Genomic DNA, 24,815 nt, shown 5'->3' on the forward strand with positions numbered 1-24,815 from the left:
CGTGCATTTCCCCGGCAGTGCGGGACATTTCGTCCCAGACACGAAGGAGCGCCCGACCGGCGAACCGGCCGAGCGCTCCTCGCGCGCTCGAACTACTGCGAGCTATCCAGGTACACCGATTGGATCCGATGATAGGCCGCCAGCCCTTCCGGACCGAGCTCGCGCCCCATCCCGCTGCCCTTGATCCCGCCGAACGGCGCCGTGGGGTCGGGCAGGTAGGCGTTGATGCCGATGGTCCCGGTCTGCACCCGGCGGGCGACGTCGAGCCCCTTCGCCGGGTCGCCGGTGAACACCGAGCCACCGAGCCCGTAATCGACCTCGTTGGCCAGTTGCACGGCACCGTCGACATCGTCGTACGGGATCACGCTCAGCACCGGGCCGAAGATCTCCTCCTGGGCGACGGTGGTCCGATTGTCCACGTCGGCCAGGATGGTCGGTTCGACGAACCAGCCCTTGCCGAGATCGTTCGGCCGCCCGCCGCCAGTGGTGATCCGTGCGCCCTCGTGCTTGCCCTTGGCGATGTAGCCCTCGACCCGCTCGCGCTGCTTGGCGGTGGCCATCGGACCGATCTGGGTCGCCGGGTCGAGCGCATCGCCCACGCTCAACGACGAGGCCAGCTGGGTGAAGATGTCCACGACCTCGTCGTATCGCTTGCGCGGCGCGAGGATCCGAGTGCCCGCGTAGCAAGTCTGCCCGTTGTTCATCAGACACGCGCTGAACAGATTCTCCACATTGGACGCCAGGTCCGCGTCCTCCAGGACGATCGCCGCCGACTTGCCGCCCAGCTCCAGCGTGACGGGCCGCAGCAACTCCCCGCAGCGCTGCGCGATGGCGCGCCCCGCCACGGTAGACCCGGTGAACCCGATCTTGTCGACCTTCGGGTGCTCGACTATGTATGCACCGATCTCCCGGCCACCGGGCACGATGCTGAGCACACCCGGCGGCACGCCGGCTTCCTCGGCTGCCTCCGCCATCAGGTAACTGTCCAACACCGTCTCCGGGGACGGCTTCATGACCACCGTGCACCCGGCGGCCATCGCCGGGGCGATCTTGAAGAAGGCCAGCGACTGCGGGAAGTTCCACGGCACGATCGCGCCGACCACCCCGATCGGCTCGCGCCGCACCAGCGTGGTGCCGCCGAGGAGGCCGGGACGACGCTCTTCCACCTCCGTGCCCTCGGCGAGGTCGGCGTAGTACCGCAGCAGCATGGCGGGGAAAACAGCCTCCAGCTGTTGCCCGATCGCCACCGGCATCCCGTTCTGGCCGCTGATGCGGCGCACCATCTCCTCGGCACGACTCTCCAGCGATGCCGCGAAGCGGCGCATGACCTCCGCCCGGCGCGAGGCTGGCCAGTGCGCCCACCCTGAGGGGTCGTCGAACGCCGCTCGGGCGGACGTCACCGCACGGTCGACGTCGGCCTCACCGGCGTGCGGCACCTTCCCGAGGAGCTCCTCGGTGCTGGCCGAGACCGGTTCGATCGTGTCGGTCGACTGCGGTGCTACCCACTCGCCGCCGATGTACAGCTTGTCGTAGACCAGCTTGTCCATCCGCACTCCTTGCGCCTGTCGTTTTGTGCACAGCGGGTCCAGTACGCGGATGCTGCGGACCGCATCCGCAACGAACGGCCGGACCGGCCGAAGGCCCGAATGGCGGTAGCCGCACGGGATCTTGCGGCGTTCGGTCTCGCGGTGCCGCGCTGCGGCCAGAGCCGCTTTCCCCGGCATGCGTCTGCAGTTAGGCCTTGGCCGTTCCGCCCTGGATGCCGTTCTTCCGCCCCGCTGGCCCAAGTCTGATCGCGCAGGGGGTGCCGCGCCTCACCCCTGCGAGAGATTTTTCGCCTTCCCAAGGGGTGTTGTTGTGCCCGCGACCTGGGATCCGACGGCACGTTCAGCGAAGCTCGCCGCGGGTACGACGGCAGACCCCTGCTGCGCACGCAGCAGGTTGGCCGAGCCGACCGATTGAAATTTTGGTCTGACCATATTATTTTTAGCTTGTTCGAGCTTTCCGCAGGGTGCTGTCAAGTCCGAAAGAGTGTTCCCATGCTGCCAACGGCGACAGTTCAGGACCGGTACACCGACGAAGACGCGAAACGCTTCTACCGAGCCGGTTTCTGGCAGGACGCGAACCTGTTCGACCTCGTCGAAGCGCAGGCGCAAGTGCGCCCGGACAAGATCTTCGCGTCCGACGGGACGACGAACCTGACCTTCCGCGACCTCCGCGACCGCGGCGCGCGGCTGGCGCTCGGCCTCCGCCGCCTCGGGATCCGCCCGGGCGACCGGGTGGCCGTCCAACTGCCCAACTGGAGCGAGTTCACGCTGATCGCCACGGCGCTGGGCCGCATCGGCGGCATCCTCGTGCCGATCATGCCGATCTTCCGCGAGGACGAGGTCGAGTACCTGCTCACCCACTCCGGCGCGAAAGCGGCGATCACCTGCGAGCAGTTCAAGAACTTCGGATACGTGGAGATGTACTCCCGGCTCCGCTCGAGGTGCCCGGAACTCCAGGAGATCATCTCGGTGCGCAGCACCGGCACGGACGGCCGGTGCATTCCGCTCGAGGAGCTGGTCGTCTCCGATCAGGTCGCCGGCGAGGATCCGGAACTCGGCCCGCACCCCTCGCCCGACGACGGATTCCTGATCGTCTACACCTCGGGGACGACTTCGCGCCCGAAGGGCTGCTTTCACACCCTCAACACGGTTCGCGCCAGCAGTGCGGCCATCGCGCGCAGCCTGGATTACCGCGAATCCGACGTCCAATTCGGACCGTCGCCGATCACGCACTCGACCGGCCTGGTCACCAGCATGTTGCTCCCACTGCAGAGCGGTGCCGCATCGCACCTGATGGACGCCTGGGAACCGAATGCGGCGATGCGGCGAATCGCTGAGTACGGCTGCACCTCCGCGGTCACCGCGACCGCGTTCCTGGAGATGCTGCTGAACGTCTATAACCCCGACCAGCACGATCCGAGCAGCATGCGCATGTGGGTGTGCGCGGGCGCTCCGGTACCGGCATCGGTCGTGCACCGCGCTGAGGAGATGCTCGGCGGCTGCCGGATCCTGAGCCTCTACGGCCGTTCCGAGAACTTCCTGACGACCATGTGCACTGTCGACGACGCGCCGGAGCGATCTGCGACCTCGGACGGGGCGGCCGTGAAATCCGCCGGGGCGAGCGTGCAGGTCGTCGACGACCGCGGCGAGGAGGTTCCCCGCGGCACGGAGGGCGACATCGCCTACAAGGGCCCCAGCCACATGATCGAGTACTTCCGCGACCCCGAGCAGACCGCGGCCCTGTTCACACCGGACGGATACTCCCGCTCCGGGGACCTCGGGTACATGGACCAGGACGGGTACGTCCGGGTCACCGGTCGCTCGAAGGACATCGTCATCCGGGGCGGGTTGAACATCAGCGCCCGCGAGCTGGAAGAGCTCCTCGCGGAGCACCCGTTGGTCGCCAACGTCGCCGTGGTGGCGATGCCCGATGCCCGGCTGGGCGAAAAGGTCTGCGTGTACGTCGTGCCGGCCGAGCCGGCGGACCGGCCGTCGTTGGAGTCGATCGTGTCCTACCTGCGCGGGCGGAGAGTCGCGACCCCGAAGCTTCCGGAACGCCTCGAGCTGGTCGAGGAACTTCCGCTGACGGCGACCGGCAAGGTGCAGAAGCACGTGCTGCGCGACGACATCAAGCAAAAGCTCCAGGACGGCGGGGTCGTCTAAAGGCGCGCCTCGATTCCGAACTGGGCGCCACCGTCGCGGTGGCGCCCAGTTTCGTGCTTCGCACGTCCTCGGACGCGAAACGGGGGAAGGGCTACAAGCCCTTCCCCCGCCTCGGGTGCAGGTTCACATCATCGGCGTACCACCGGGGAGACGATCCCGCGGTTGCGGATGGCAGAGGCGTTCAGCCGCCGACGCACATCCGCGTAGCAGGCGCGGCAGAGCTCCCCCGGAACGAACAGCTGCCACGCCGAGTTGGACTGGATGCACTGGGAATCGGCCATCTCCTGGCAGATTCCGTGGTGCCCGACCTCGTTGCACAGGCATGCGCACAGCCGCCACGTCATCACGCACCACCGTTCAGCTCTTCAGCTCGGCGACCGCGCCCGTCAGTTGTGGAGCGACCTGGAAGAGGTCACCCACGATCCCGAAGTCGGCGATCTCGAAAATCGGCGCCTCCGGATCCTTGTTCACGGCCACGATCGTCTTCGAGGTCTGCATCCCGGCCCGGTGCTGGATCGCCCCGGAAATGCCCAGCGCGACGTACAGGTTCGGCGAGACGGTCTTGCCGGTCTGCCCGACCTGGAACTGCGCCGGGTAGTACCCGGAATCCACGGCCGCGCGCGAGGCCCCGACAGCGGCACCCAGCGAATCCGCCAGCTGCTCGACCACCTCGAACGACTCCGCCGAACCGACGCCCCGGCCGCCGGAGACGACCACCGGCGCCTCGGCCAGGTCCGGGCGCTCCCCCGCCTCCGCAGGTTGGCGCCCCGTGATCCGCGCCGCCTTGCCGGCAACGCCGATGGCCACCTCTTCCGTGATCGGACTGGATGGTTCGTCCACGGGCTCGATGCTGCCCGGCAGCACCGAGAGCACGGACACTCCCGCGGTCACCTCGGCCTCGGCCAGGTACGCGCCGCCGAACAGCGAATGCGACGCGACGCCCTCGGGTCCGAGGTCCACGACTTCCGACAGCAGCCCGGAACCCAGACGCACGGCCAAGCGGCCCGCGATCTCCTTGCCGTCGACCGACGCGGGGACGAGCACCGCCGACGGCTCGCGCGTGGCGACCAACTCCGCGAGGACGTCGACCTCCGGAACCAGCAACAACCGTGCTGCCTCGGGCGATTCGGCCGCGTAGATCTTCGCGGTTCCGTGCGCGGTGAGCGCATCAGCTACCTTCGCCGCCACCCCGGGTTCGCCGACGACTACCGCGGATGGCTCGCCGAGCCAGCGAGCCGCGGTCAGCAACTCGGCCGTGACCTTCTTGACCTCGCCGTCGACGTGGTCGACGAGGACTAGAACTTCGGACATTACTGCGCTCCTCCTCGTGCGGCCCGGATTTCAGACCAGCTTCTGCGCTGCCAGGTACTCCGCGATCCGAGTGCCGCCATCACCGGCGTCGTCGAGCTTCTGCCCGGCCGGCTTCGGCGGGCGGGGTGCGGCGGCGAGGACCCGGGAGCCGGCGTGAGCGGTACCCACCTCAGCGGCGTCGATGCCCGCATCCGCCAGCGCCAGCACGGACAACGGCTTCTTCTTCGCCGCCATGATCCCCTTGAACGACGGGTAGCGCGGCTCGTTGATCTTCTCCGTCACCGAGAGCACCGCCGGCAGTTCCGCTTCCAGTTGCAGCACCCCGGCGTCGGTCTCGCGGGCAGCGCGCACGGTTGACCCGTCGAGTTCGACGCTGCGGGCATGGGTGAGCTGTGGCCACCCCAGCAGCTCCGCGAGCATCGCTGGCACCGCCCCACTCCGGCCGTCGGTGGCCTCGTTGCCTGCGATGATCAGGTCGACCGCCTCCAGCGTGCCAATCACCTTCGCCAACGCCCGAGCGGTCGCCGGTGCGTCGGTTCCCCGCAACGCCTCGTCGGAGAGGTGGACCGCCTTGTGTGCGCCCATGGACAGCGCCTTGCGGATCGCATCGGTCGCGCGGTCGGGCCCCATGCAGACCGCGGTGACCTCTCCCCCGTGCGATTCGACGATCTGCAGCGCCGCTTCCACGGCGCGCTCGTTGATCTCGTCCAGGACCGCGTCGACCGACTCGCGGTCCAGTGCGTGATCCGTCTCGGTCAACCTGCGTTCGGAGTAGGTGTCCGGAACCTGCTTGACCAGCACGACAACGTTCAACAGTCCCACGCCCTAACTCGTCGAGAGTCCGGGCTCGGGTCGAGTCGCGGGGCTCGTACCTCCGCTCGGACCAGGTGTGCCCGGCACCCGCCTACCAATAAGCCTAAAAGTAATAAAGGACTGACCAAAACACAAGTGCTTGGTGTTGCTTAGGGTCCTCAATATGATCGGTTGTCCGATAATGTGAACCAGCAACCGCGGACATGAGACGAACGACGGAGGCTCACGTGCCGCCCACACGCGCACACCGCGCCGACCCTCCCGGAACGCGAAGCCCCGAGCACCGGACCGTGACCCGGGTCGCGGCCATCCTGGAGGCCGCGGCCGCCGCCCCGGACGGCCTGCGCCTCGGGACGCTGCGCGAACTTCTCAACGCGCCGAAGTCGTCCGTCCACGGCCTGGTGAAAGGGCTGGTCGCGGTCGGTTACCTCGCCGAACAGGACGGCCGGTACACCTTGGGGCCTGCGATGGCGACCGTGGCTGCCGCAGCGCGCCCGACCGTGGTCGACATGGCCCGCGCCCCCATGGAGAAGCTGCACCGCCAGTTCGACGAAACGGTCATGCTCGGGTCGATGACCGGCGAGACGCTGGTCTACCTCGACACCATCGAGTCGACCCAGGCCATCCGGTATTCGCCGCCGAAGGTGCGGCGGCACTTCGAGAACCCGTCGGCGATGATGAAGCTGCACCTCGCCGAACGGACTCCGGAGCAGCTCGACGACTACCTGCTCGCACGCATCTCGGTTCCCCAGCGCCGCAAGGAGTTGTCCGCGGAGCTGGCAGCCGTGCGCGAGCGCGGAGTGGCCTTCAACCGCGGTGACACGTTCCCCGACCTCAGCGCCGCGGCGATCGGGTTGACCGAGCGGGGCAAACTGGTGGCGTGCATCGCGGTCGGCGGGCCGAGCCCTCGCGTCAACCCGCTGCTCGACGAGATCGCCGCGGCGCTGTCGGAAGCCGCCGCAGAGATCTCGCAACACCTCACCTGACCCCGGACTTCCCCAGCACCTGCGGAAAAGCCGTCGCAGGTCAGGCGTGGATCGCGGGCCGGACGGCAAGCTCCGGCAGTCGACCCGAATCTTGACGGGCGTCATCTATGGTCTTATGGTCCGACCGTCTCCATATAGGAATGTCGATCTGATGTAAGAACGCGCGTTTGGTTCGAGGTCACTGCGCGCGGTGTCGCCCGCTCCGCGCCCAGCCTTGATCTGCGCTGACGCCATCGGCGACTGCGCACCACCTCTCGCGGGGTTCAGCCTGCGCGTCCTCACCGGAGTTCGCGGCGCACCGCGAACTCCGCTCGGCATCGTCGCTACTGACGCTGCTGATCCCAGAACCAGCGGCCGGAACTCGCAGATTTTCGGCGCAGGAAGCGCAGCACCAGCGAACAGGAAGGCCCCGATCGATGGCTGATCGTCGAGACGCCCACAGCGCGAGTCCCGATCCCGGTCCGCTGCACGGCGTGACGGTCGTGGCGCTCGAGCACGCCGTCGCCGTCCCGATAGCCACGCGGCAGCTCGCCGATCTGGGCGCGCGCGTCATCAAGGTCGAGCGCCGCGACGGCGGGGATTTCGCGCGGCACTACGACGATGTGGTCCGCGGCGGGCTGTCGAGCGTGTTCCTGTGGACCGGCCGGGGCAAGGAATCGATCACCACCGACCTCAAGCAGCCCGAGGGGCGCGAGGTGCTGCACGCGCTGCTCGCCGAGGCCGATGTGTTCATCCAGAACCTCAGCCCCGGCGCGGTCGACCGCATGGGCTTCGGGGACGAAGACCTTCGGACACTGCACCCGCGGCTGATCGTCGTGTCGAACTCCGGCTACGGCGAACCCGGCCCCTACTCCGGACGGCGGGCCTACGACGCGCTGGTGCAGTGCGAGTCCGGAGTGGTGGCCGCGACCGGAACCGGGGACGAGATGGTCAAACCCGGCTTCTCCGCCGCCGACGTCGCCAGTGGCATGCACATGTACTCCGCCGTGCTCATGGCGCTCTACCAGCGCGAACGCACCGGACAGGGCACGATCGTCGAGGTCGCGATGCTCGACGCGATCACCGACTGGATCGCCAACCACCTCTATTACACCCAGCACAACGGAGCGCCGCCCGAGCGCGTCAACATCGGCCACCCCTCCTTGGTCCCCTACGGGGCTTTCGCGACCGCGGACGGCGATCAAGTCGTGATCGGCGTGCAGAACGACCGCGAGTGGGCGCGGTTCGCGCGCACCGTGCTGCAATCACCCGCACTGGTGGACGATCCGAGCACCGCGACCACGATCGCGCGGGCAGAGCACCGCGCCCGGGTGGACGCGCTGGTGAACGACGCGACGTCCCGACTTGGCACCGCGAAGTTGCTGCAACTGCTCGACGAAGCCCAGATCGCCAACGCACGGGTGAACAGCCTTGCCGAAGCCGCCGACCACCCGCAGTTCACCGCCCGCGACAGGTGGGTCGAGGTGGAATCTCCGGTCGGGCCTGTGGACACCTTGCGACAGGTGATCCAGGAGCGGGGCAAGCAGTACCCCGCCGGTCCGGTGCCCGAGCTCGGCGCCCACACCGACGCGCTCCTCGGCGAGCTCGGCTACTCCGCGGCCGCCATCGCCGACCTCCGGCGGCGCGAAGTCGTCTGACCGCGAATTCCGCAGCACAGCCTGAAACCCCGACCGAGAGGCAGACTCGCATGGTTTCGTTCGCTTTCACCGAAGAGCAGCAAGACTTCCAACGGACGCTCGCCGACTTCACCCGCAGGAATCTGCTGCCGGGCTATCGCGACCGCGCCGCGTCCACGACGTTCCCGTTCGACGTCCTGCGCCGACTCGGCGAGCTCGGCGTGCTGGGCATCGGGCTGCCCGAGAAGTTCGGGGGCACCGGTCAGGAAGACCCGATCATGCTGGGCTTGGCGACCGAAACGCTGGCCTACGGCGATGTGAACCTGGCTTCGGCGCCGGTGCAGACCGGCCTCATCGCCTCCCAGCTCCTGCACGCGGACGAGGCGGTGCAGGAACGCTACCTGCCGCCCATGATCGAAGGGCGGGAGACGGTCGCGATCGCGCTCACCGAGCCCGGTTCCGGTTCGGATGCCGCTGCGATGTCCACAGTGGCCCGTCCGGTCTCCGGCGGGTGGCGCCTCAGCGGTGAGAAGACCGCCATTTCCTGGGCCTGCAACGCTTCCGCCGCGCTGATCTACGCGCGCGATCCCGGCAGCACACGTTCGTCCGGAGTGAGCTGCTACCTGGTCCCGCTCGATTCCGCGGGCGCCGCCGTGCACCACATGCCGGGCATGGGCTGTCTGCCGCTCGGGTGGGGTTCCATCCACCTCGACGACGTTTTCGTGCCGGCGAGCCACCTCGTCGGCGAGCCGGGCACGGGTTTCCAGGCGGTGATGAGCCACTTCGACTTCAGCCGCGCAGCGCTGGGCCTGATGTGCCTGGGGGCCGCGCAGGTGAGCCTGGACGAAGCGGCCGCCTACGCGACCCAGCGCCACGCATTCGGCAAACCCATCGCCGAAAACCAGGGAGTCTCGTTCCCCCTCGCGGAGCACGCGACGTACCTCGAAGCCGCGCGATGGATGTGCTACCACGCCCTGTGGATGCGCGAGCAAGAGCAGCCGCACACGTCGCTGGCCTCCATGAGCAAGTGGTGGCCCCCGGTCGCCGCGAAGGACGCCGTGGAGGCCGCCATGAAGATCCACGGCAACCTCGGCTACTCCACCGAGTTCCCGTTGCAGCAGCGCTACCGCGACGTCATGGCGTACCTGGTCGCGGACGGGACCGCCGAGATCCAGAAGCGGATCATCGCCAAGGACGTGCTCGAGCGCGGCAGCGTGGTGTTCTAGCGCGGCGAGTCGGCGGTCAGTTCCAGGGCGATGTCCGCGATCATGTCCTCCTGGCCGCCGACCAGACCTCGCCGACCGACCTCCACCAGGATCTGTCGGGTGTCCAGCCCGTGCTCGGCAGCGGCGCGCTCAGCGTGGCGCAGGAAGCTCGAATACACCCCCGCGTACCCGAGAGTCAGCGTCTCCCGGTCTACCCGCACTGCGCGGTCCTGCAACGGGCGGACGATGTCGTCGGCGGCGTCCTGCAAGGCGAACAGGTCGCAGCCGTGCTGCCAGCCGTGCAGGTCGGCAACCGCCACGAACGCTTCGAGCGGACAGTTGCCCGCGCCGGCGCCGTGCCCCGCCAGCGAGGCGTCCACCCGGGTCACGCCCTCTTCCACCGCCACCACCGAATTGGCCACGGACAACGACAGGTTTTCGTGAGCGTGGATGCCGATCTCGGTGGCGTCGTCGAGCACGTCGCGGTACGCGCGAATCCGTTCCCGCACGTCCCGCATCGTCAGTCGACCACCGGAGTCGGTGACGTACACGCAGCGCGCGCCCGCGGACTCCAGCTGCACGGCCTGCTTCGCCAGCTCGGTCGGCGAGGCCATGTGCGACATCATGAGGAAGCCGGACACGTCCATGCCGAGATCGCGGGCCTTGCCGATGTGCTGGGCGGCGATGTCCGCTTCGGTGGCGTGCGTGGCCACCCGCACCGAGCGCACGCCGAGCTCGTGGGCGCGTTCGAGTTCCTTGATGGTCCCGATTCCCGGCAGGAGCAACGTGGTCAGCACCGCCCGGTTGACGACCTCCGCTGCGGCGGAGATCCACTCCCAGTCGGTGTTGCTCCCGGGGCCATAGGTCACGCTCCCGCCAGCCAAGCCGTCGCCGTGGGCCACCTCGATGGCGTCGACGCCCGCGGAGTCCAATGCGGCGGCGATCGCGCGCACCCTGTCCGGGGCCAGTCGGTGCCGGATCGCGTGCATGCCATCCCGCAACGTGACGTCCTGGATGTACAGACGGGGCGTGCTCTGGTGCGGTGTGCTCACGTGTCCACCTCGACGCGCTGCCGGGCCGCGTTCGCGGCGAGCTGCTCGGCCGTGCGCAGTGCGGCCGAGGTCATGATGTCCAAGTTGCCCGCGTAGGCGGGCAGGTAGTGCGCCGCGCCCTCCACGGCGAGGAATACCGAGACCTTCCAGCTCGGGCGCGGCGCGGCGTCGATCAGCGTGCCCAGCGGCTCGTCCGCGGCGACGGGCGTGATCTGCACCTGCTGCTTGAGCCGGTAGCCGGGCACGTACCTGGAAACCTCGGCGACCATCCGCTCGACGCTGTCCCGGATCAGTTCGGGGTCGCCGTCGCCCGCCAGGCACAAAACCGTGTCTCGCATGATCATCGGCGGTTCGGCCGGATTCAGGACGATGATCGCCTTGCCGCGGTCCGCGCCGCCGACGACCTCGATCGCCTTCGCGGTCGTTTCGGTGAACTCGTCGATGTTCGCGCGGGTGCCGGGCCCCGCCGATTTCGAGGCGATCGAGGCGACGATCTCGGCGTACCGGACCGGTGCGACCCGGGAAACCGCTGCGACCACGGGAATCGTCGCCTGTCCGCCGCAGGTCACCATGTTCACGTTGGTGGCGGTTCGGTGCGCGTCCAGATTCACGGCCGGGACCACGAACGGCCCGATCGCTGCGGGCGTGAGGTCGACCAGCAGCTTCCCGTGGGGCTCCAGCAGCGCCGAGTTCCGCTCGTGAGCCGTTGCCGAGGTGGCATCGAAGACGACATCCACGTCGGCGAACTCGGGCATACCGAGCAGTCCCTCCACGCCACGATCCGTCGTGGAGACGCCGAGCCGACGCGCGCGGGCGAGCCCGTCCGAGGTGGGATCGACTCCCACCATCACCCCCATGTCTAGGGAATCGGACAGCCTGATCACCTTGATCAGGAGGTCGGTTCCGATGTTGCCGGAGCCTATGATCGCGACCTTGGTCTTCACGTTGCTCCCCCCGCGTTCCCGGAGAATTCTGCGGTGACGGTCCCGAGCCCGCTCAACGTGGCGGAGAAGGACATCCCGGCGCTGACGGGCACCATCGGTCCGAGGGCTCCGGACAGCACGATCTCCCCGCTGCGCAACGGCATCCCGAGTTCGTAGCAGGTGCGGGCCAGCCACAGCAGCGCGTTCAGCGGGTCGCCGAGACAGGCCGCCCCGCTTCCGCTGCTGACCGTCCGGCCCTGACCATCGACCATGGTCATCTCCACTTCCCGCAGGTCCGCGCCGGCGAAGTCGAGCTGGGTCCCGCCGAGGACGAACATCCCGCTCGAAGCGTTGTCCGCGACGGTGTCGGGGAAGCTGATGTCCCACCCCGCGATCCGGCTGTCCACGATCTCCAGAGCAGGCACCATCCCCGCGACGGCCTCGCGCACCGAGGCGAGATCGATGTGCGGGCCGTCGAGGTCGCTGCCGAGCACCAACGCGATCTCCGCCTCGATCCGCGGTTGCAGCAACTGGGCGGTGTCCACGGCGGTTCCGGCAGGCACAGCCATGTCGTCGAACAGGACACCGAAGTCGGGCTGGTCGACTCCCAGCTGCTGCTGGACCGCCGGGGAGGTCAGGCCGATTTTGCGGCCGACGATTCGCCCGCCACGGTCGCTCCGGTGCCGAGTCAGCATTGATTGGACGGCGTAGGCCGTGGTCGCCGCCGCGTCGGGCAGTAGGTCGCGGACGGGCGCGCACGGCACGCGGGTCTTGGCGGCGTCCAGCAGACGCTCGGCCGCCGCCTCGATTCCGGTCAGCTCGGGCACGATTCCCTCGGTTCGTCTCGATGCGGCGGATCAGCCGCGTTTGATCAGGGGCAGCTCGGGGCGCCGGTCGGAGACGCCGGCTTCGTCGGCCAGCTCTCCCGGCACGGTTCCGTGCGCGAAGAACTCGTGGAAGACCGGGTTGAACAGGTCCGGCCGGTCCGTCTGGCCCTGGTGGCCGCAGTCGTCGGGGTAGAAGAACTGCACGTTGGGCAGGTGGTCCTCCTGGACGTGCCCCCACTCGACCGGGGTCAGGATGTCCTGCCTGCCGTAGAGGTAGATCCCGGGGATCTCCAGCCGGTCCAGGCGCCCCTTGGTCGCCAGCCGCGCGGCCCGGTTCTGGTCAGTCCACGGGACGATGTGGCGGTACTGCAACAGCGTGGGCCAGAACTGCTGGTGGGCCTCCAACCGCTCGGCGGCCGACAAGTAGCGCATTTCGACGAGGTCGTCGCTGACCGCCTCGGGCCGGTGGATGATCGCCTCCATCATGGACCGCATTCCTTCGCGGGTGCCGTCGTAGGCAGTCATGTGGAACTGCCCCTGCGGCGGCTTGATCTCCTCCGGGACGACGTCGCCGACATCGCCGGCGATGAGCGCGAAGCTCAGCACCCGCTCCGGGTGCGCCACGGTGTAGTTCACCGTGTTCATGCAACCCATCGAGTTGCCCGCCAGGTGAAAGCGGTCCAGGCACAGCGCGTCGGCGAAGTCGTAAATGAAGTCGACGAAGTCCTCCATGCCCCGCGGCCAGTGCTCCGGCCTCGGATCGGATAGGCCGAACGCCGGCATGTCCGGGCAGTAAACCCGGAACCCGCGCTCCCCCAGGTAGGACGCCATGAACCGCCACCCGGCCAGGCCCGACGATCCCGGCAGGCCGCCGTGCAGCAGCACCACGGCAGGACCCGTGTCACCCGAGGTCATGTAGTGGGCACGTGCACCACTCGCGAGACGCACCCACCGGCTCGCCATGCCCGGTGTCTCGACGAGATTCTCACTGGTCAACGCCATCAGCGTGCTCCTTCGCAGCTAGTTCGAGGGGGATCGGTGGCGAGCCCCAGCAATTCGGCGGCATTGCGGGCCAGGAAAGGAGGATCGACGTGCTCGGGCAGCACGCCGGTCTGCTGTGCCGCCCGCACCGAGTTCATCGATTTCGCCATCTGGTCCGGAAAGAACGGCGCATCGCTACCCAAGACCAACCGGTCGGCACCGAACCGGTGCACGAGCAGCCCTAGATGCTCGTCGTCGAAAACGAGGGTGTCCACGAACAACCGGCGCGCCAACCGGTCCCGGTCCGCGATGTCGCCGGTCAGGTTTGCTGCGAGCCGCAACCGTGGGTACGCCCACGGGAACGTTCCGCAGCCGTGCGCGAGCACGACGCGCAGTTGCTCGCGTTCGGCCAAGACTCCCCCGAACACCAGCGCCGACGCTGCGATGGCCGTGTCGGTCAGCATTCCCAGACCGAGGTCGTACGGAGCTCCGGCCCGGCGAACCACGTCCCGTCCGCCCTGCACCGGGTGCACGAACACCGCCGATGCCGTGGCATCGCAGGCATCCCAGAACCGGTCGAGATCCGGGGCGTCCAAGTCGAGCTCGCCGATCCGTGTTCCGACTTCGACCCCGTGCAGGCCGATCTCCCGGCACCGCCGGAGTTCCGCGATAGCGGCGTCGATGTCGCCCAGCGGCAGGCATCCCAGTCCGAGTAGACGCCCACCGGACTGCTCGCACGCCTCCGCGATCGAGTCGTTGGTGCTGCGCGCGCATTCCGGATCCGCGCCGGACGCGTGCTCCATGACGACCGGGACAGGAGAGACGACCTGGTGGGAGAGCCCGGCCCGGTCCATTTCCGCCAAGCGCAGATTCACATCCCACAGCACCGGCTCGACGGCCCGGAACGTCGTGTCACCGCGCATGATCTGCCCGCTCCCGTCTCCGTCGATCACGAGCCGGGGAGCGTCGGTATCGTGCCGGACCGGGGTTTCTCCCGCGTCGGGACCGAAATGGTGCGCGTGCACATCGACGGCCGTGAGCTCGGGCATGGACAGCATCCCTGCGGTTCGGAGGAATCGTGGCCGCGACGCTAAAGGCACCCGCGCCGCGGTGGGGCTGATGTTTCAGTGGCCGGAACCGAAACCCGTGCGGCGCAAGGAAAGACCTGACAGGCGCGATCGGGTTAAGCTCTCCATGGTCCCGATCGGCGCCGCACGGCCCGCGCTCGTGCGCGGGTTTGCACGACGGCGGGCAGCACAAGGAGGTGCGCCGTGACCACGATGCACGAGCAGAAGCAGGAATCCCCTCCCACTTCGATCCTGTCCAAAGCGTTCGACGTGCTGGGAGCATTCGGGCCCGACCACCGGGTCCTCACCCTCACCGAGATCGCGTGCGCGAGCGGTCTGCCGAAATCCACGGTTCACCGCTTGCTCGGCCGGCTGACCGAGCTCGGTGTGATCGAGCCGCATTGCGCGGGGTTCAAGGTCGGCTTACCGCTGCGGCGGTTCGCTTCGGCGATGCCGATCGAAAGCCTGCGGCAGTCGGCGCTGCCACACCTGGGCGCGCTGCACCACTGGTCTCGCCGGCACGTGCACATGGCCACGCTGCGGGGCGAACGCGTGGTGTTCGTCGAGCGGATGATGGTGCCGGGGCACGAGCTGCCGTCGGCCGACCCCGGCACGGACCTGCCCGCGCACGCCACAGCACTGGGCAAAGCGTTGTTGGCGTTCGCACCACCAGATGAGGTCGACTCCGCGTTGGCAGGCCCGTTGCACGCGGTCGCGCCGAACACGATCACGGATGCCGCGGAGTTCCGCGCCGAACTGGCCGAGGTTCAGCGGAACCGGTTCGCCGGTGCGCGCGGTGAATCGCACCCCGACGTTTGCTGCCTGGCCGCGCCGGTGCTGATCCGCGGCCGCGCGGTCGGGGCGTTGTCGGTGTCCTCGACGGCCGGAGAACGCAACAGCGACCGGGCACTCATCGATGCTGTGCGCGTGACCGCGGACCGGATCGCCACGGACAATGCGAAGGTGCTCGCCGACGGCCACGAGGACTGGTTCCCAGGTCGGCTGTGAGCGCCCGTCCGCTCAGGAGTCGCTTCCGAGTGGTCTGCGTGGCGGTGCCGGTTGCTTACATGGTCGTTGCTGGAGCGGCTCCGCCGCTGACAAGACAAAGACCCTACTGAAACGACGCATCAAGAGAAGATCCCGAACGGCTTGTTCGAGTTGAACACGTCTGTGGTCACCATCGTCGACCAGCGCCGCTGCAAGCCGAGTTCCTGCACGGCGCCGAACAAGCAGAACCAGTTCAGCATCTCGTGCTGGCCGGCCGCCACGACGTCGCGCCCGCTCACCACGGCGAGGTCGTCGAAGCGGCCCTCGACCATCAGCTGGTAGAGTCGGCGGTCGGCGGCGGTGTCCGGCCGTATGTGCCAGAGGGCATCGGTCAGGAAGGCGTGCGACCAGCTCGACGAGGCGATGAACGCGACCCGCTCGTCGTTCCCGGCGAAGTGCCGCGCGATCGCCCGTCCCACCTCGACGCAGCGGGCCGGGCTCGGGCCGGACGGGTCGAGCTCCTCGCTGGAGATGTCGGCGAACCGGGCCAAGCCGCCCTTGCGCGCGATGGCGTGCTCGCCGTAGCAATTCACCGTGATCGGCAGCAGCCGGTACGCGAATCGCGCTCCCGCGTGGTCGTAGTCCAGGAACAGCTGGGTGTTCAGGATGGCGTGCGGGAAGTGCGCTCCATCCCGCTTGCGGTACGAATAGGCCATGTCGACGCCGTCGTTGATGAGCCCGTCGGCGAGCCTGCGGGCGATCGCGGAGTCACCGCGGAGGGTGATGCGGAAGTCGTCGGGCAGTCCCCAGGCGTTCGGGCTGCCGCGCTCGTTCATCACCTCGAACGCCGGCACCTCCAGGTCGTCGTAGGCGAGCACGCAGAACGGTGGCACGACCTCCTCGCGGAAGTTCTCGTACTGGTCGTCACCCCAGACCACGACCACGTCGGGGGCGAACTCGTCGAGGGCGGCGCGGCACCGCGCGAGACCGTCCAGCAGGTGGGCGCGGTGCCCGGCCGCTGCGGAGCGCCCCTGGTCCGCGCCCCACTCCGCGCGCATGGACGCCGGCCAGCTCGCCGGGTCCTTCTCGCGCTCGGGGATATCGGGGTCCTGCAACGTCCACCTGAGCAATCCGGCCATGTGCTCGTCCGTGCCAGCCAGCAACGGGTAGTGCGTCATGCCGAGGCCGAGGAATCGACTCATCGTCGTTCTGCTCCGTTCTGGGTTCCCCGCGGTGTCGGTGCGACGTGCGATTCCGGCATGACGACGACGCTGGATGTGCCCAGGTGCCACCAATTCGTCCCGTCTTCGTCGGGCTCGTGCGGGAGCACCTCGACGGTCGTGAACGGAATCCCATTGGGATCGTGCGTGCCCACGATGATATTGATGTCGCAGCCGACCGACCGGATGTGCAGGATCTTGTCCGGCCCGTCGGGTTCGTGGTGATCGACGATGCGCATCGGTGCTCCGTTCGCGGGTGGCCGCAGCGGTGCCGGAATGGCGGCACGTCGGGTTTCGCTCGACCCGGACGTTAGCCATCTGCTGCCGGCCCCAGGAACAGCGGTTCCAGCGGCCGGAACCAGGTCACCGCGATGCAGCGGCGATTCCTAGCCTGGGCTCCTCCCCCGGCCTCCCGGAGGTTCCGGGTGTGGGCAACGAAGGCCGCACTGAAACGGAGACGGGCATGCCTGATCCTCTCGTGATCGACAATCGCAAGGACTCGCTGTTCCAAGTCGACCGCGAGGTGTTCACCTCGCAGGAGGTCTTCGAACGGGAACGCGAGCTGCTGTTCGGCCCGTCTTGGTTGTACGTCGGCCACGAATCCGAGATCCCCGAGCGCAACGATTTCCGCACCCGCGACGTGGGCGGCCGGTCGATCATCTTCAACCGCGACCGGCGCGGCGAGGTCCGGGTGCTGCTCAACACCTGTCTGCACCGCGGCGCATCGGTCTGTCGGCATCCGGCCGGGAAAGCGAAGATCTTCACCTGCTTCTACCACGGGTGGGCCTACCGCAATTCGGGCGAGCTGGTGAACGTCCCGTCCGCGGAGGACTACGCCGCGTCACCGGCCGACGTGTACGGCGGTCTGCACACGCCGCGCATCGAGTCCTACCGCGGCTTCTGGTTCGTGAACTTTTCCGGCGACGCCCCGGATCTGCGTAGCTGGCTGGGCACCGCGACATACCTGCTGGACCTGGCCGTGGACCAGTCCGAGGACGGCATCGAGGTGCTCACCGGCACGCACAACTACGAACTGCACGCCAACTGGAAGCTGCTGGTCGAGAACAGCGTGGACGGCTACCACGCGAAATCGGTGCACCACACCTACTTCGAGATGATGATGGAACTCGGGCAGACCCCGCCGATGCTCGGCGATGCCGACACCAACGGCGTGCCACCGGCCGGGCTGGGAACCGAGTTCGACAACGGGCACGCCACGCTGATCTACCCGGGCAACGGCCTTCCGCTGGCCAACGAGAACGTCGTGCGCAACTTGGCCGAGCTGCGGGAGAAAGCGGTCCAGCGATGCGGCGAGTCCTACGCCACCGCGGTGTTCGACCTGGCGCGCAACAGCATCTTCTTCCCCAACTTCGTGCTGATCGACCTGAACTTCGGCATGATCCTGCGCACGATCATGCCGGTCGCGCCGGACCGCACCGAAGTCACCAGCTGGCACATCGCGCCCCGCGGCCTCGACGGCGAATCCCTGCAGTACCGCATCGACAACGCGCTCACGTTCTGGGGACCGGCCGGGCTGGCCACCCCCGACGACGTCGAGGCGCTCGAACAGGCACAGCGCGGATTCAGCGCGCGCAAGGAGCTGCGCTGGTCCGACATCTCCAAGGGCATGGGCAAGACCCGCCCGGCTGCCAACGACGAACTCCAGATGCGCGCCTGGTGGCGGCAGTGGAACGCGCTGATGACCGGCGAGCGGTTGCCGCGCGAGGTCGACGAGTTCGTCCCCTTCGACACCCGCGCACCCCAGGGAGCCTGACATGACCGCTGCCACCCCGAACGCCGCGACCGTGACCCGCAGCGAGGTCGAGGACTTCTTGTTCCTGGAGTCCTCGCTACTCGACGAATGGCGCCTGGAGGAGTGGGTCGAGCTGTTCACCCTCGACTGCACCTACGAGGCGCCGGCCACCGACGCGCCCGCGTCCGATCCGGGTCAGACCTGGTCGTTGATCCACGACCGGCGGACGATGTTGGAACAGCGCGTGATCCGCCTCAAAAAGCCGGAGGCGCACGCCGAGTTCCCGCACTCGCAGACCAGCCGCATCGTCGGCAACGTCCGCATCCTCGACCGCGGTCCGGATGCCGTGTCGGTGTCGGCGAGCTTCCTCGTCTCCCGCATGAAGGCCGGAAAGTTCGACCAGTACGCCGGCCACTACTACTACGACCTGGTGCAGGGCGAGGACGGGTTCAAGATCCGGCGCAAGAAGGCGGTGCTGGCCCACGACCGCCTCGCTCCCCAGGGCAAGATCTCGTTCGTCCTGTGACGAACGGCGCGCGTCCACACCAGGAGGATTTACCGATGAGCGAGCCGAGCGCGGTTTCGGACCGGGTTCTCGCGTGCGAGACCGACGAACTCGCCGACGGCGAGTCGATGACGGTCGAGCCCGACAACGGCGAGGCGATCGCGGTCTACCGCGTCGACGGGCAGTTCTACGCTACCGCGGACATGTGCACGCACGAGGAGTGGTCGCTGGGTGAGGAAGGCGAACTGTGCGGTTTCGAGGTCACCTGCACGCTGCACAACGCGAAGTTCGACATTCGCGACGGAACGGCGTTGTGCTTCCCCGCCACGGTCGCCCTGCGCCGCTACCCCACGACCGTGGAGGCCGGGAAGGTCTACGTGCTGACCGAGGAGTCCGCTGGTGAGGACTGAGCGGTTCACCGGCCGCGTCGCCGTCGTCACCGGTGGCGCCAGCCCCATCGGTTTCGGGATCGCGGCACGACTGGCCGACGAGGGCGCCACACTCGTGCTGGGCGATGTCGATACGGACCGGTTGCGGACCGCGGCGGCCGAGCTGGCATCGGACCCACCGGGCCGAGTCCGGACCGTCTCCGGGGATCTCAGCGAACGCGCGGACGCCGAACGGCTGATCGCGACCGCCGCGGAAACGGCCGGACGCCTGGACATTCTGGTCAACTGCGCCGGCGGCGGCGTGATCCTGCCGACCCCCGAACACACCGAAGACACGGTGCGAGCGACGATCGACCGGAACCTCTGGACGACGCTGCACTGCACGCTGGCAGTGCTGCCGATCATGTCCGGGGCCGGGTACGGAAGGATCGTCAACATCGGTGCGGAATCGGTGCGCAACGGCCTCTACCGGCACGCGGTGTACAACGCCGCGAAGGGCGGGGTGCACGCGTTCGCCACCGGCCTCGCACGCGAGTACGCCGAGCGGGGTATCACGGTGAACACCGTCGCGCCGGCGTGGATCAGCACTCCGGAGGCGGATGCCCGGATCGTGGCCGCCCCCGAGGCGGAACGTCGCGACATGGCGGAGTTTTTCGCGCAGATCAGGTCCACGATCCCGATGGGCCGTCCGGGGACGGTGGCCGAGGTCGCCGCGGCGGTCGCGTTCGTCGCCGCGGAAGAGGCGTCCTACGTGACCGGGCAGACGATCAGCGTCAACGGCGGCAGCTCCATGCTTTGATCCCGTCCTCGGAGGAGCGGGCCTGCCCAGCCGGCTCGCTCCTCCGGCCTCGCTGGTCTCAGGCGAGGGTCGGGCGGTATGTGTAGGACGTGCTGCGGCTGAGCGCGAATTCGAAGATCCCCGTGCCGCGAACCCCGTTCCAGCGGTAGGACGCCAGCCGGTCGGTCAACGGCGAGTCGAGGGTCCGCTGGTGGACCGACCCATCCAGCGGGTAGGTGTCGTGCTCCAGGTGGTCCCGACCCATCCGGCGCCCGTGGTGCCCGCCGTACCCGCCACCCGCCATGAAGCCGCCACCGGCCGTGGCGTCCACGTCGATCAGATATGTCGTGCCGCGCTTGGTCACCACTTCCACGGTGCCGTCCCGCAGGTCGAGCCCGTCGAAGCGGAGGTCGTGCCGGACGTCGACGACGGCGTCGAGGACGCCGTGCTCGTGCAGCACCGCACCTTCCAGCAGCAGTCGTCCGCCGCCGCGGTCCTCGACCAGCAGGAGGCTGACCGAGCGGTCCGGGAACTGCGCCTGGAACCACGCGTGCATCCCCTGGCCTCCCGAGAGGTTCCGCACGCCCCGGGACCGGTCCCGCTGGCCGTACCAGCCGTTGACCCGGTGCACCTCGCCGTCGAGCAGCAGCGTGCCTTCGTAGCGCCCGGACTGCACGAGGTGTTCGAAGTCGGTCGTCGCCGCGTCGGCGTTGTTCACCGCCACATCCCCGAGCCAGTACGGGGTGCGCGCCCGCCAGATCACGTCGTACTCCATGCCGGTCGGGTTGGGGGCGAGCCGGAGCCGCCAAGCCCGGTTCGGCTCGAGCACCTCGAACCGCAGCGGGCCGGCGCCTCGTCCTCCCGTGGCGCTGAGTTCGGTGGAGAACCGGACGTTGCGCTGCTCGGTGTCCGTGGTGACGATCGCGAAGCCGTCGGCGACGTCCTTTGCCGGGTAGTGCCCGAACCCCGTGATCACCGACGGTGCGGTCTCCCAGGTCGGATGGAGGTTGAACATGAAGCGGTCGAAGAACCGCTCGGGCACGCCCGTCCCGCCGGGTTCGACCAGGTCGTCGTGGAATTCCTCGCTCATCGGTTCTCCTTCCGACCGGTATCCGGTCTCCTGCTGCGAATCGGCACGGGCAGCGCGACCGCCAACGACTTTCTGCTCCGGAGCACCGAGGTGGTCACGGTTCTCAGCGGTCCGCCTCCGCCGACGGTTCCGGGATCGAGCTGAGCACGCCGGCCTCGACCAGCGACGCCACCGCGTCCTCGGGCACGCCCCAGTCGGCCAGCGCCGACCTGGTGTGCTCGCCGGGTAGCGGCGGTGGTGAATCGACGCGCGCCGGTGTCCGGCTGAATCGCGGCGCGGGCGCGGGTTGGGTCAATCCGTCGACCTGGACGAAGCCGCCGCGCGCTCGGTTGTGCTCGTCCTCGGCTGCTTCCTCCACGTCCAGCACGGCGGTTAGGCAGGCATCGCGTCCACGCGCCGCCTCGGTGCACGAACGCGCCCTCCTTCGATGTGCGCTGAGACGCAGAAGTCCACTTCGGACTCCCGAAACCGAATTCCCTTCCCATAGAAGGCTTCCGGAAGCGGTGGAGTCCCGTATTTTCCCGGGAAAATCCAGGTCGGCCACCCCGGACCTCGACGCCCCCGCAGCCCCGACGCTCTCGGGCCGCCGCCCGCGGTCGGCTCATTCCTGAATCTTGTCCTTAATGTCGGCCCGCAGCAGGTGCTTCTGGATCTTGCCGGTCGCAGTGGTCGGCATCGCCTCGACGACCTCCAACCGCTCCGGCACCTTCTGGATCGCCAAGCCCTCGCCCAGCAGGTAGGTCTTGATCTCGTCGAACGCCGGCGGATTCGCCGAGTCGGCCGGAACCAGGTAGGCGCACATCTTCTCGCCCAGCCGCGCGTCGGGCATGCCCACGCAGGCGCTCTCGTGAACCCCGGGATGCGCCGCGAGCAGGTCCTCGACCTGCCGAACGCTGATGTTCAGCCCGCCACGGATGATGATGTCCTTGAGTCGGCCGGTGACCCGCACGAACCCGTCCTTGTCCATCACGCCCAGATCGCCGGAGCGGTGGAAGCCGTCGCTGGTGTAGTTGGCCGCGGTCTCCTCTGGCTGGTCGAGGTACCCGAGGCAGTTCATCGCCCCGCGGTAGGCGATGTCGCCTTCCTGTCCCGGCGGCAATTCCTCTCCTTCCGGCCCCACGATCCGCACCTCCTGATGTGGCAGCGCGCGACCGTCCGAGGTGAGCGAGCGGGACGGGTCGTCATCAACGGTGCACACCGTCGTGGTGATGCCCTCGGTCCTGCCGTAGAGACTGAAGACGTGCATGTTCGGCAGAACCTGCCGGGCCGACTCGACCATGCTGGCCGGAACCGGCGCCCCGGCCGACGTCCAGAACCGCATGCTCCTGGCGTCATGCACGGCCGGGTCGTAGACGTCGATCAATGCCTGCAGGAACGTCGTCGCGGTCACCGCGGCCGTGCAGCCGAACTTCGCGATCCGCTCCAGACCCTCGCGCGGTTCCCACTTCTCCATCAGGTGCGAGGACGCGCCGTGGATCAGCGGCATCAGGTAGCTGGTGACGAAGCCCGTGGTGTGCGTGACCGGCGAAGGTCCGAGTTGGACGTCATCGGCGGTGTAGCGCCACCCCTGGCCGAGCAGCCGGGCTCCGGCGCACATGGTGTTGAAGGTGTGCACGCAGCCTTTGGGCCGGGAGGTTGTGCCGGAGCTGAACATGATCGTGAACGGATCGTCCGGCGACGCACCCGGCCCGAGTTCCGCGTCCGAGGCAGCCGGTTCGGCGAGCAGGTCGCGGTACGCGACGGCCCCCGCGGGAACCTCTTCGGCCCGGACGACCACCACCGTATCCAAGGACTCGTGCGCACCCGCCAGGTCGACGAACAGTCCCGCGTGGTCGAAGCCCCGGTGCTCGCCGGCTGTAAAGGCCGCCTTCACGCCGGCGCTCTCGACGATGTAGGCGACTTCGTCTCGGCGATAGATCGGCATGATCGGCACCAGGACCGCACCTGCCCACGCGACCGCCGTGGCGATCGCGAAGAACTCCGTCCAGTTGGGCAACTGCACCGCGACCCGGTCGCCGGGCCCGATCCCCCGGCGCACCAGTCCGGAAGCCAGCCGCACCGCTGCGTCCCGCAACTCGCTGTAGGTGCACGAGGTGGTCGAGTCGGAGCCGAACAGCCCCTCCCCTCGTTCGGCCGCGTGCTGCTCGACCACGTCGAACAGCCGCTCATCGCGCCAAACACCGGCGGCGTAGTGGTCGCGGATCTCGTCCTCGCTGTAGCGGTCATGCACGGTCATGAGCGTCATGGGCACCTACCCGTCACTTCGCCTGAGCGTCACCTGGCGTGCCCCGCATCACGCCACCATGCTCCAACTATTACAAAGGTCAGTCCAAAAACGGAAGAGCTTCGGAGTGACGGGAGAGGGCGACACCACGGGGGCACTGGGGCGGCCGCACCCATAGGGCGAGGAAGCTGCGAGCTAGAGCCGAGACTCAGCGGGCGATGTTGCACCGGCAAGCGGCCGGACACGTCCGACCGGACGTCCACGAACTAACCCGCGAATGTTAGAATCAACCATAATATCCGACCAAAATCGGGAGATCCAGGTGGCTGACTCACCCAAGGGCGCTCGCTCGGCAGTGCGGCTGGCGCCGATGGAAGTGCCGAAGGCTTCCGACGTGCTCGCCGAGGAGTTGCGCGAGCGCATCCTCAGCGGGGAGTTCGTCGAGGACACCCAGCTGCCGCCGGAACGGGACCTGGTCACCCAGACCCAGATGAGCCGCAGCACGGTCCGCGAGGCGCTGCGCATCCTCGAAGTCCAGGGCCTGGTGCGCATCAAGTCCGGCCGCGCCGGCGGCGCGTTCGTGCAACGACCAAGCCAGGATTCGGTCGCGACGTCGTTGAGCCTGCTGATCAGGGGGCGCCAGCTGCGGCTGACGGACCTGCTGCAAACGCGCGAGGCCATCGAGCCTGTCTGCGCCAGCCTCGCGGCGCAGAACAGAACCGACGAGGAGCTGGCCGCGCTACACGACGCGAACAAGGCACTGGAGGCGGCCGAGGGGAACCTTTCGGACTTCCTCGACGCCAACATCGACTGGCACATCGGCGTGGCCACCGCCAGCCACAACGAACTGCTCGAAGCCCTGATGATCGCGCTGTCCAAGGCGATCTACACGGCTACGGAGAACGAAGCGTTCGTTGACGCGGATGTCCGCAAGGTCACCGCGCGGGCACATAAGTCAATCACTACCGCGATCCGCCAGCAGAACCCGGAGGCCGCCGTGCGCCGGATGAACCGGCACGTGCACTCTTACGCCAAGGCCGTGCTGGAGACCGACGAACGCGTGGAGATCCCGGTCGACGACTGACGCCCGCATCCCGCCGCGAGCATCGGCGCTCGCGGTGCTGCGCCAGCGGTGGAGCCTCCCCTTCACATGGAGCGCTACGCCCGGATTGCACACCAGGTTTGTCCTATGTGGACTATGCGCCGCGCTTGACGCTGGACAGCAGCAGTTGCGCCACGTCGAGGACTTCGACGTCTTCGGAGGCGGCCTGCTCGTTCTGCCGGGAGGTCAGCCCGTCGGTGAGCATGACGCGGCAGAACGGGCAGCCGGTGGCGATCTTCTGCGGCGCGGTGCCCAGCGCCTCGTCCACGCGGTCGA

The 24,815-nt window shown here is 68.3% G+C and carries 24 protein-coding genes; 10 read left to right on the plus strand and 14 right to left on the minus strand.

The window, feature by feature from the left end; all coding sequences use genetic code 11:
- Positions 1-92: 92 nt before the first annotated feature.
- A complete protein-coding gene (locus INP57_RS28650) occupies positions 93-1,547 on the minus strand; it encodes an aldehyde dehydrogenase (RefSeq protein ID WP_200073493.1) in 1,455 nt (484 codons plus the stop codon).
- A gap of 492 nt (positions 1,548-2,039) precedes the next feature.
- Between INP57_RS28650 and INP57_RS28655 the strand changes: the two genes are divergently transcribed.
- A complete protein-coding gene (locus INP57_RS28655) occupies positions 2,040-3,710 on the plus strand; it encodes an AMP-binding protein (protein ID WP_200073494.1) in 1,671 nt (556 codons plus the stop codon).
- A gap of 357 nt (positions 3,711-4,067) precedes the next feature.
- On the opposite strand, the gene INP57_RS28660 is transcribed toward INP57_RS28655, so the two are convergent.
- Together INP57_RS28660 and INP57_RS28665 are read right to left on the minus strand one after the other, a co-directional pair.
- A complete protein-coding gene (locus INP57_RS28660; RefSeq protein ID WP_200073495.1) occupies positions 4,068-5,021 on the minus strand; it encodes an electron transfer flavoprotein subunit alpha/FixB family protein in 954 nt (317 codons plus the stop codon).
- A 30-nt stretch (positions 5,022-5,051) separates the two neighbouring features.
- The gene (locus INP57_RS28665; RefSeq protein ID WP_200073518.1) at positions 5,052-5,837 is read right to left on the minus strand and encodes an electron transfer flavoprotein subunit beta/FixA family protein; all 786 of its coding nucleotides are present in this window, start codon (positions 5,835-5,837) and stop codon (positions 5,052-5,054) included.
- Positions 5,838-6,124: 287 nt separating this feature from the next.
- On the opposite strand from INP57_RS28665, the gene INP57_RS28670 reads away from it, so the two are divergent.
- The 3 genes from INP57_RS28670 (at position 6,125) to INP57_RS28680 (ending at position 9,662) form a co-directional block, all read left to right on the plus strand.
- Positions 6,125-6,820 (plus strand): IclR family transcriptional regulator, encoded by a 696-nt coding sequence (locus INP57_RS28670; RefSeq protein ID WP_200073496.1) that lies wholly within the window; start codon positions 6,125-6,127, stop codon positions 6,818-6,820.
- Between the two features lie 416 nt (positions 6,821-7,236).
- Complete coding sequence (locus INP57_RS28675; RefSeq protein WP_200073497.1) at positions 7,237-8,457, plus strand: CaiB/BaiF CoA transferase family protein; 1,221 nt, start codon at positions 7,237-7,239, stop codon at positions 8,455-8,457.
- A 50-nt stretch (positions 8,458-8,507) separates the two neighbouring features.
- Positions 8,508-9,662, plus strand: a complete 1,155-nt coding sequence (locus INP57_RS28680) for an acyl-CoA dehydrogenase family protein (RefSeq protein WP_200073498.1) — start codon at positions 8,508-8,510, stop codon at positions 9,660-9,662.
- Here the strand turns inward: INP57_RS28680 and dmpG are convergent.
- Genes dmpG through INP57_RS28705 form a run of 5 tightly spaced genes read right to left on the minus strand, consistent with a single transcriptional unit; the run spans position 9,659 to position 14,473 of the window.
- Positions 9,659-10,693 carry a 4-hydroxy-2-oxovalerate aldolase gene (gene dmpG / locus INP57_RS28685; RefSeq protein ID WP_307850333.1) on the minus strand — a complete coding sequence of 345 codons (1,035 nt, stop codon included), beginning with the start codon at positions 10,691-10,693 and terminating at the stop codon, positions 9,659-9,661. The genes INP57_RS28680 and dmpG overlap by 4 nt on opposite strands.
- Entirely contained in the window at positions 10,690-11,637 is a 948-nt protein-coding gene (locus INP57_RS28690; RefSeq protein WP_200073499.1) for an acetaldehyde dehydrogenase (acetylating), read from the minus strand. The genes dmpG and INP57_RS28690 overlap by 4 nt, the downstream gene beginning before the upstream one ends.
- Positions 11,634-12,443 (minus strand): 2-keto-4-pentenoate hydratase, encoded by an 810-nt coding sequence (locus INP57_RS28695; RefSeq protein WP_307850334.1) that lies wholly within the window; start codon positions 12,441-12,443, stop codon positions 11,634-11,636. Before INP57_RS28695 ends, INP57_RS28690 begins: the two co-directional genes overlap by 4 nt.
- A gap of 30 nt (positions 12,444-12,473) precedes the next feature.
- Positions 12,474-13,445 carry an alpha/beta fold hydrolase gene (locus INP57_RS28700; protein ID WP_200073500.1) on the minus strand — a complete coding sequence of 324 codons (972 nt, stop codon included), beginning with the start codon at positions 13,443-13,445 and terminating at the stop codon, positions 12,474-12,476.
- Entirely contained in the window at positions 13,445-14,473 is a 1,029-nt protein-coding gene (locus tag INP57_RS28705) for an amidohydrolase family protein (RefSeq protein WP_200073501.1), read from the minus strand. The genes INP57_RS28700 and INP57_RS28705 overlap by 1 nt, the downstream gene beginning before the upstream one ends.
- A gap of 231 nt (positions 14,474-14,704) precedes the next feature.
- On the opposite strand from INP57_RS28705, the gene INP57_RS28710 reads away from it, so the two are divergent.
- Positions 14,705-15,499 carry an IclR family transcriptional regulator gene (locus tag INP57_RS28710; RefSeq protein ID WP_233628674.1) on the plus strand — a complete coding sequence of 265 codons (795 nt, stop codon included), beginning with the start codon at positions 14,705-14,707 and terminating at the stop codon, positions 15,497-15,499.
- Positions 15,500-15,618: 119 nt separating this feature from the next.
- On the opposite strand, the gene INP57_RS28715 is transcribed toward INP57_RS28710, so the two are convergent.
- Entirely contained in the window at positions 15,619-16,680 is a 1,062-nt protein-coding gene (locus tag INP57_RS28715; protein ID WP_200073503.1) for a DODA-type extradiol aromatic ring-opening family dioxygenase, read from the minus strand.
- Positions 16,677-16,937: a hypothetical protein gene (locus INP57_RS28720; protein ID WP_200073504.1), complete on the minus strand. Its 261-nt coding sequence runs from the start codon at positions 16,935-16,937 to the stop codon at positions 16,677-16,679. Before INP57_RS28720 ends, INP57_RS28715 begins: the two co-directional genes overlap by 4 nt.
- A 224-nt stretch (positions 16,938-17,161) precedes the next feature.
- Between INP57_RS28720 and INP57_RS28725 the strand changes: the two genes are divergently transcribed.
- Genes INP57_RS28725 through INP57_RS28740 form a run of 4 tightly spaced genes read left to right on the plus strand, consistent with a single transcriptional unit; the run spans position 17,162 to position 20,144 of the window.
- Positions 17,162-18,472 (plus strand): aromatic ring-hydroxylating oxygenase subunit alpha, encoded by a 1,311-nt coding sequence (locus tag INP57_RS28725; RefSeq protein WP_200073505.1) that lies wholly within the window; start codon positions 17,162-17,164, stop codon positions 18,470-18,472.
- Between the two features lies 1 nt (position 18,473).
- On the plus strand, positions 18,474-18,977 hold the full coding sequence (locus INP57_RS28730; RefSeq protein WP_200073506.1) for an aromatic-ring-hydroxylating dioxygenase subunit beta: 504 nt from the start codon (positions 18,474-18,476) through the stop codon (positions 18,975-18,977).
- A 35-nt stretch (positions 18,978-19,012) separates the two neighbouring features.
- Positions 19,013-19,366: a non-heme iron oxygenase ferredoxin subunit gene (locus tag INP57_RS28735; protein WP_200073507.1), complete on the plus strand. Its 354-nt coding sequence runs from the start codon at positions 19,013-19,015 to the stop codon at positions 19,364-19,366.
- Positions 19,356-20,144, plus strand: a complete 789-nt coding sequence (locus tag INP57_RS28740) for an SDR family NAD(P)-dependent oxidoreductase (RefSeq protein WP_200073508.1) — start codon at positions 19,356-19,358, stop codon at positions 20,142-20,144. Before INP57_RS28735 ends, INP57_RS28740 begins: the two co-directional genes overlap by 11 nt.
- Positions 20,145-20,202: 58 nt before the next feature.
- Here the strand turns inward: INP57_RS28740 and INP57_RS28745 are convergent, their stop codons facing one another.
- From INP57_RS28745 to INP57_RS28755, 3 genes are all read right to left on the minus strand, one after another.
- Positions 20,203-21,213 (minus strand): Rv3169 family protein, encoded by a 1,011-nt coding sequence (locus INP57_RS28745; RefSeq protein ID WP_200073509.1) that lies wholly within the window; start codon positions 21,211-21,213, stop codon positions 20,203-20,205.
- Between the two features lie 103 nt (positions 21,214-21,316).
- On the minus strand, positions 21,317-21,757 hold the full coding sequence (locus tag INP57_RS28750) for a CoA transferase (RefSeq protein ID WP_200073510.1): 441 nt from the start codon (positions 21,755-21,757) through the stop codon (positions 21,317-21,319).
- 57 nt (positions 21,758-21,814) lie between these two features.
- Positions 21,815-23,449, minus strand: a complete 1,635-nt coding sequence (locus tag INP57_RS28755; RefSeq protein ID WP_200073511.1) for an AMP-binding protein — start codon at positions 23,447-23,449, stop codon at positions 21,815-21,817.
- Positions 23,450-23,831: 382 nt separating this feature from the next.
- On the opposite strand from INP57_RS28755, the gene INP57_RS28760 reads away from it, so the two are divergent.
- On the plus strand, positions 23,832-24,521 hold the full coding sequence (locus tag INP57_RS28760; RefSeq protein WP_307850337.1) for a FadR/GntR family transcriptional regulator: 690 nt from the start codon (positions 23,832-23,834) through the stop codon (positions 24,519-24,521).
- 112 nt (positions 24,522-24,633) lie between these two features.
- On the opposite strand, the gene INP57_RS28765 is transcribed toward INP57_RS28760, so the two are convergent.
- Positions 24,634-24,815, minus strand: a 182-nt coding sequence (locus INP57_RS28765) for a hypothetical protein (protein WP_200073513.1), incomplete at its 5' end; no start/stop codon positions are given.

It is taken from the genome of Saccharopolyspora galaxeae, assembly GCF_016526145.1.
GTDB classification, from domain to species: domain Bacteria; phylum Actinomycetota; class Actinomycetes; order Mycobacteriales; family Pseudonocardiaceae; genus Saccharopolyspora_C; species Saccharopolyspora_C galaxeae.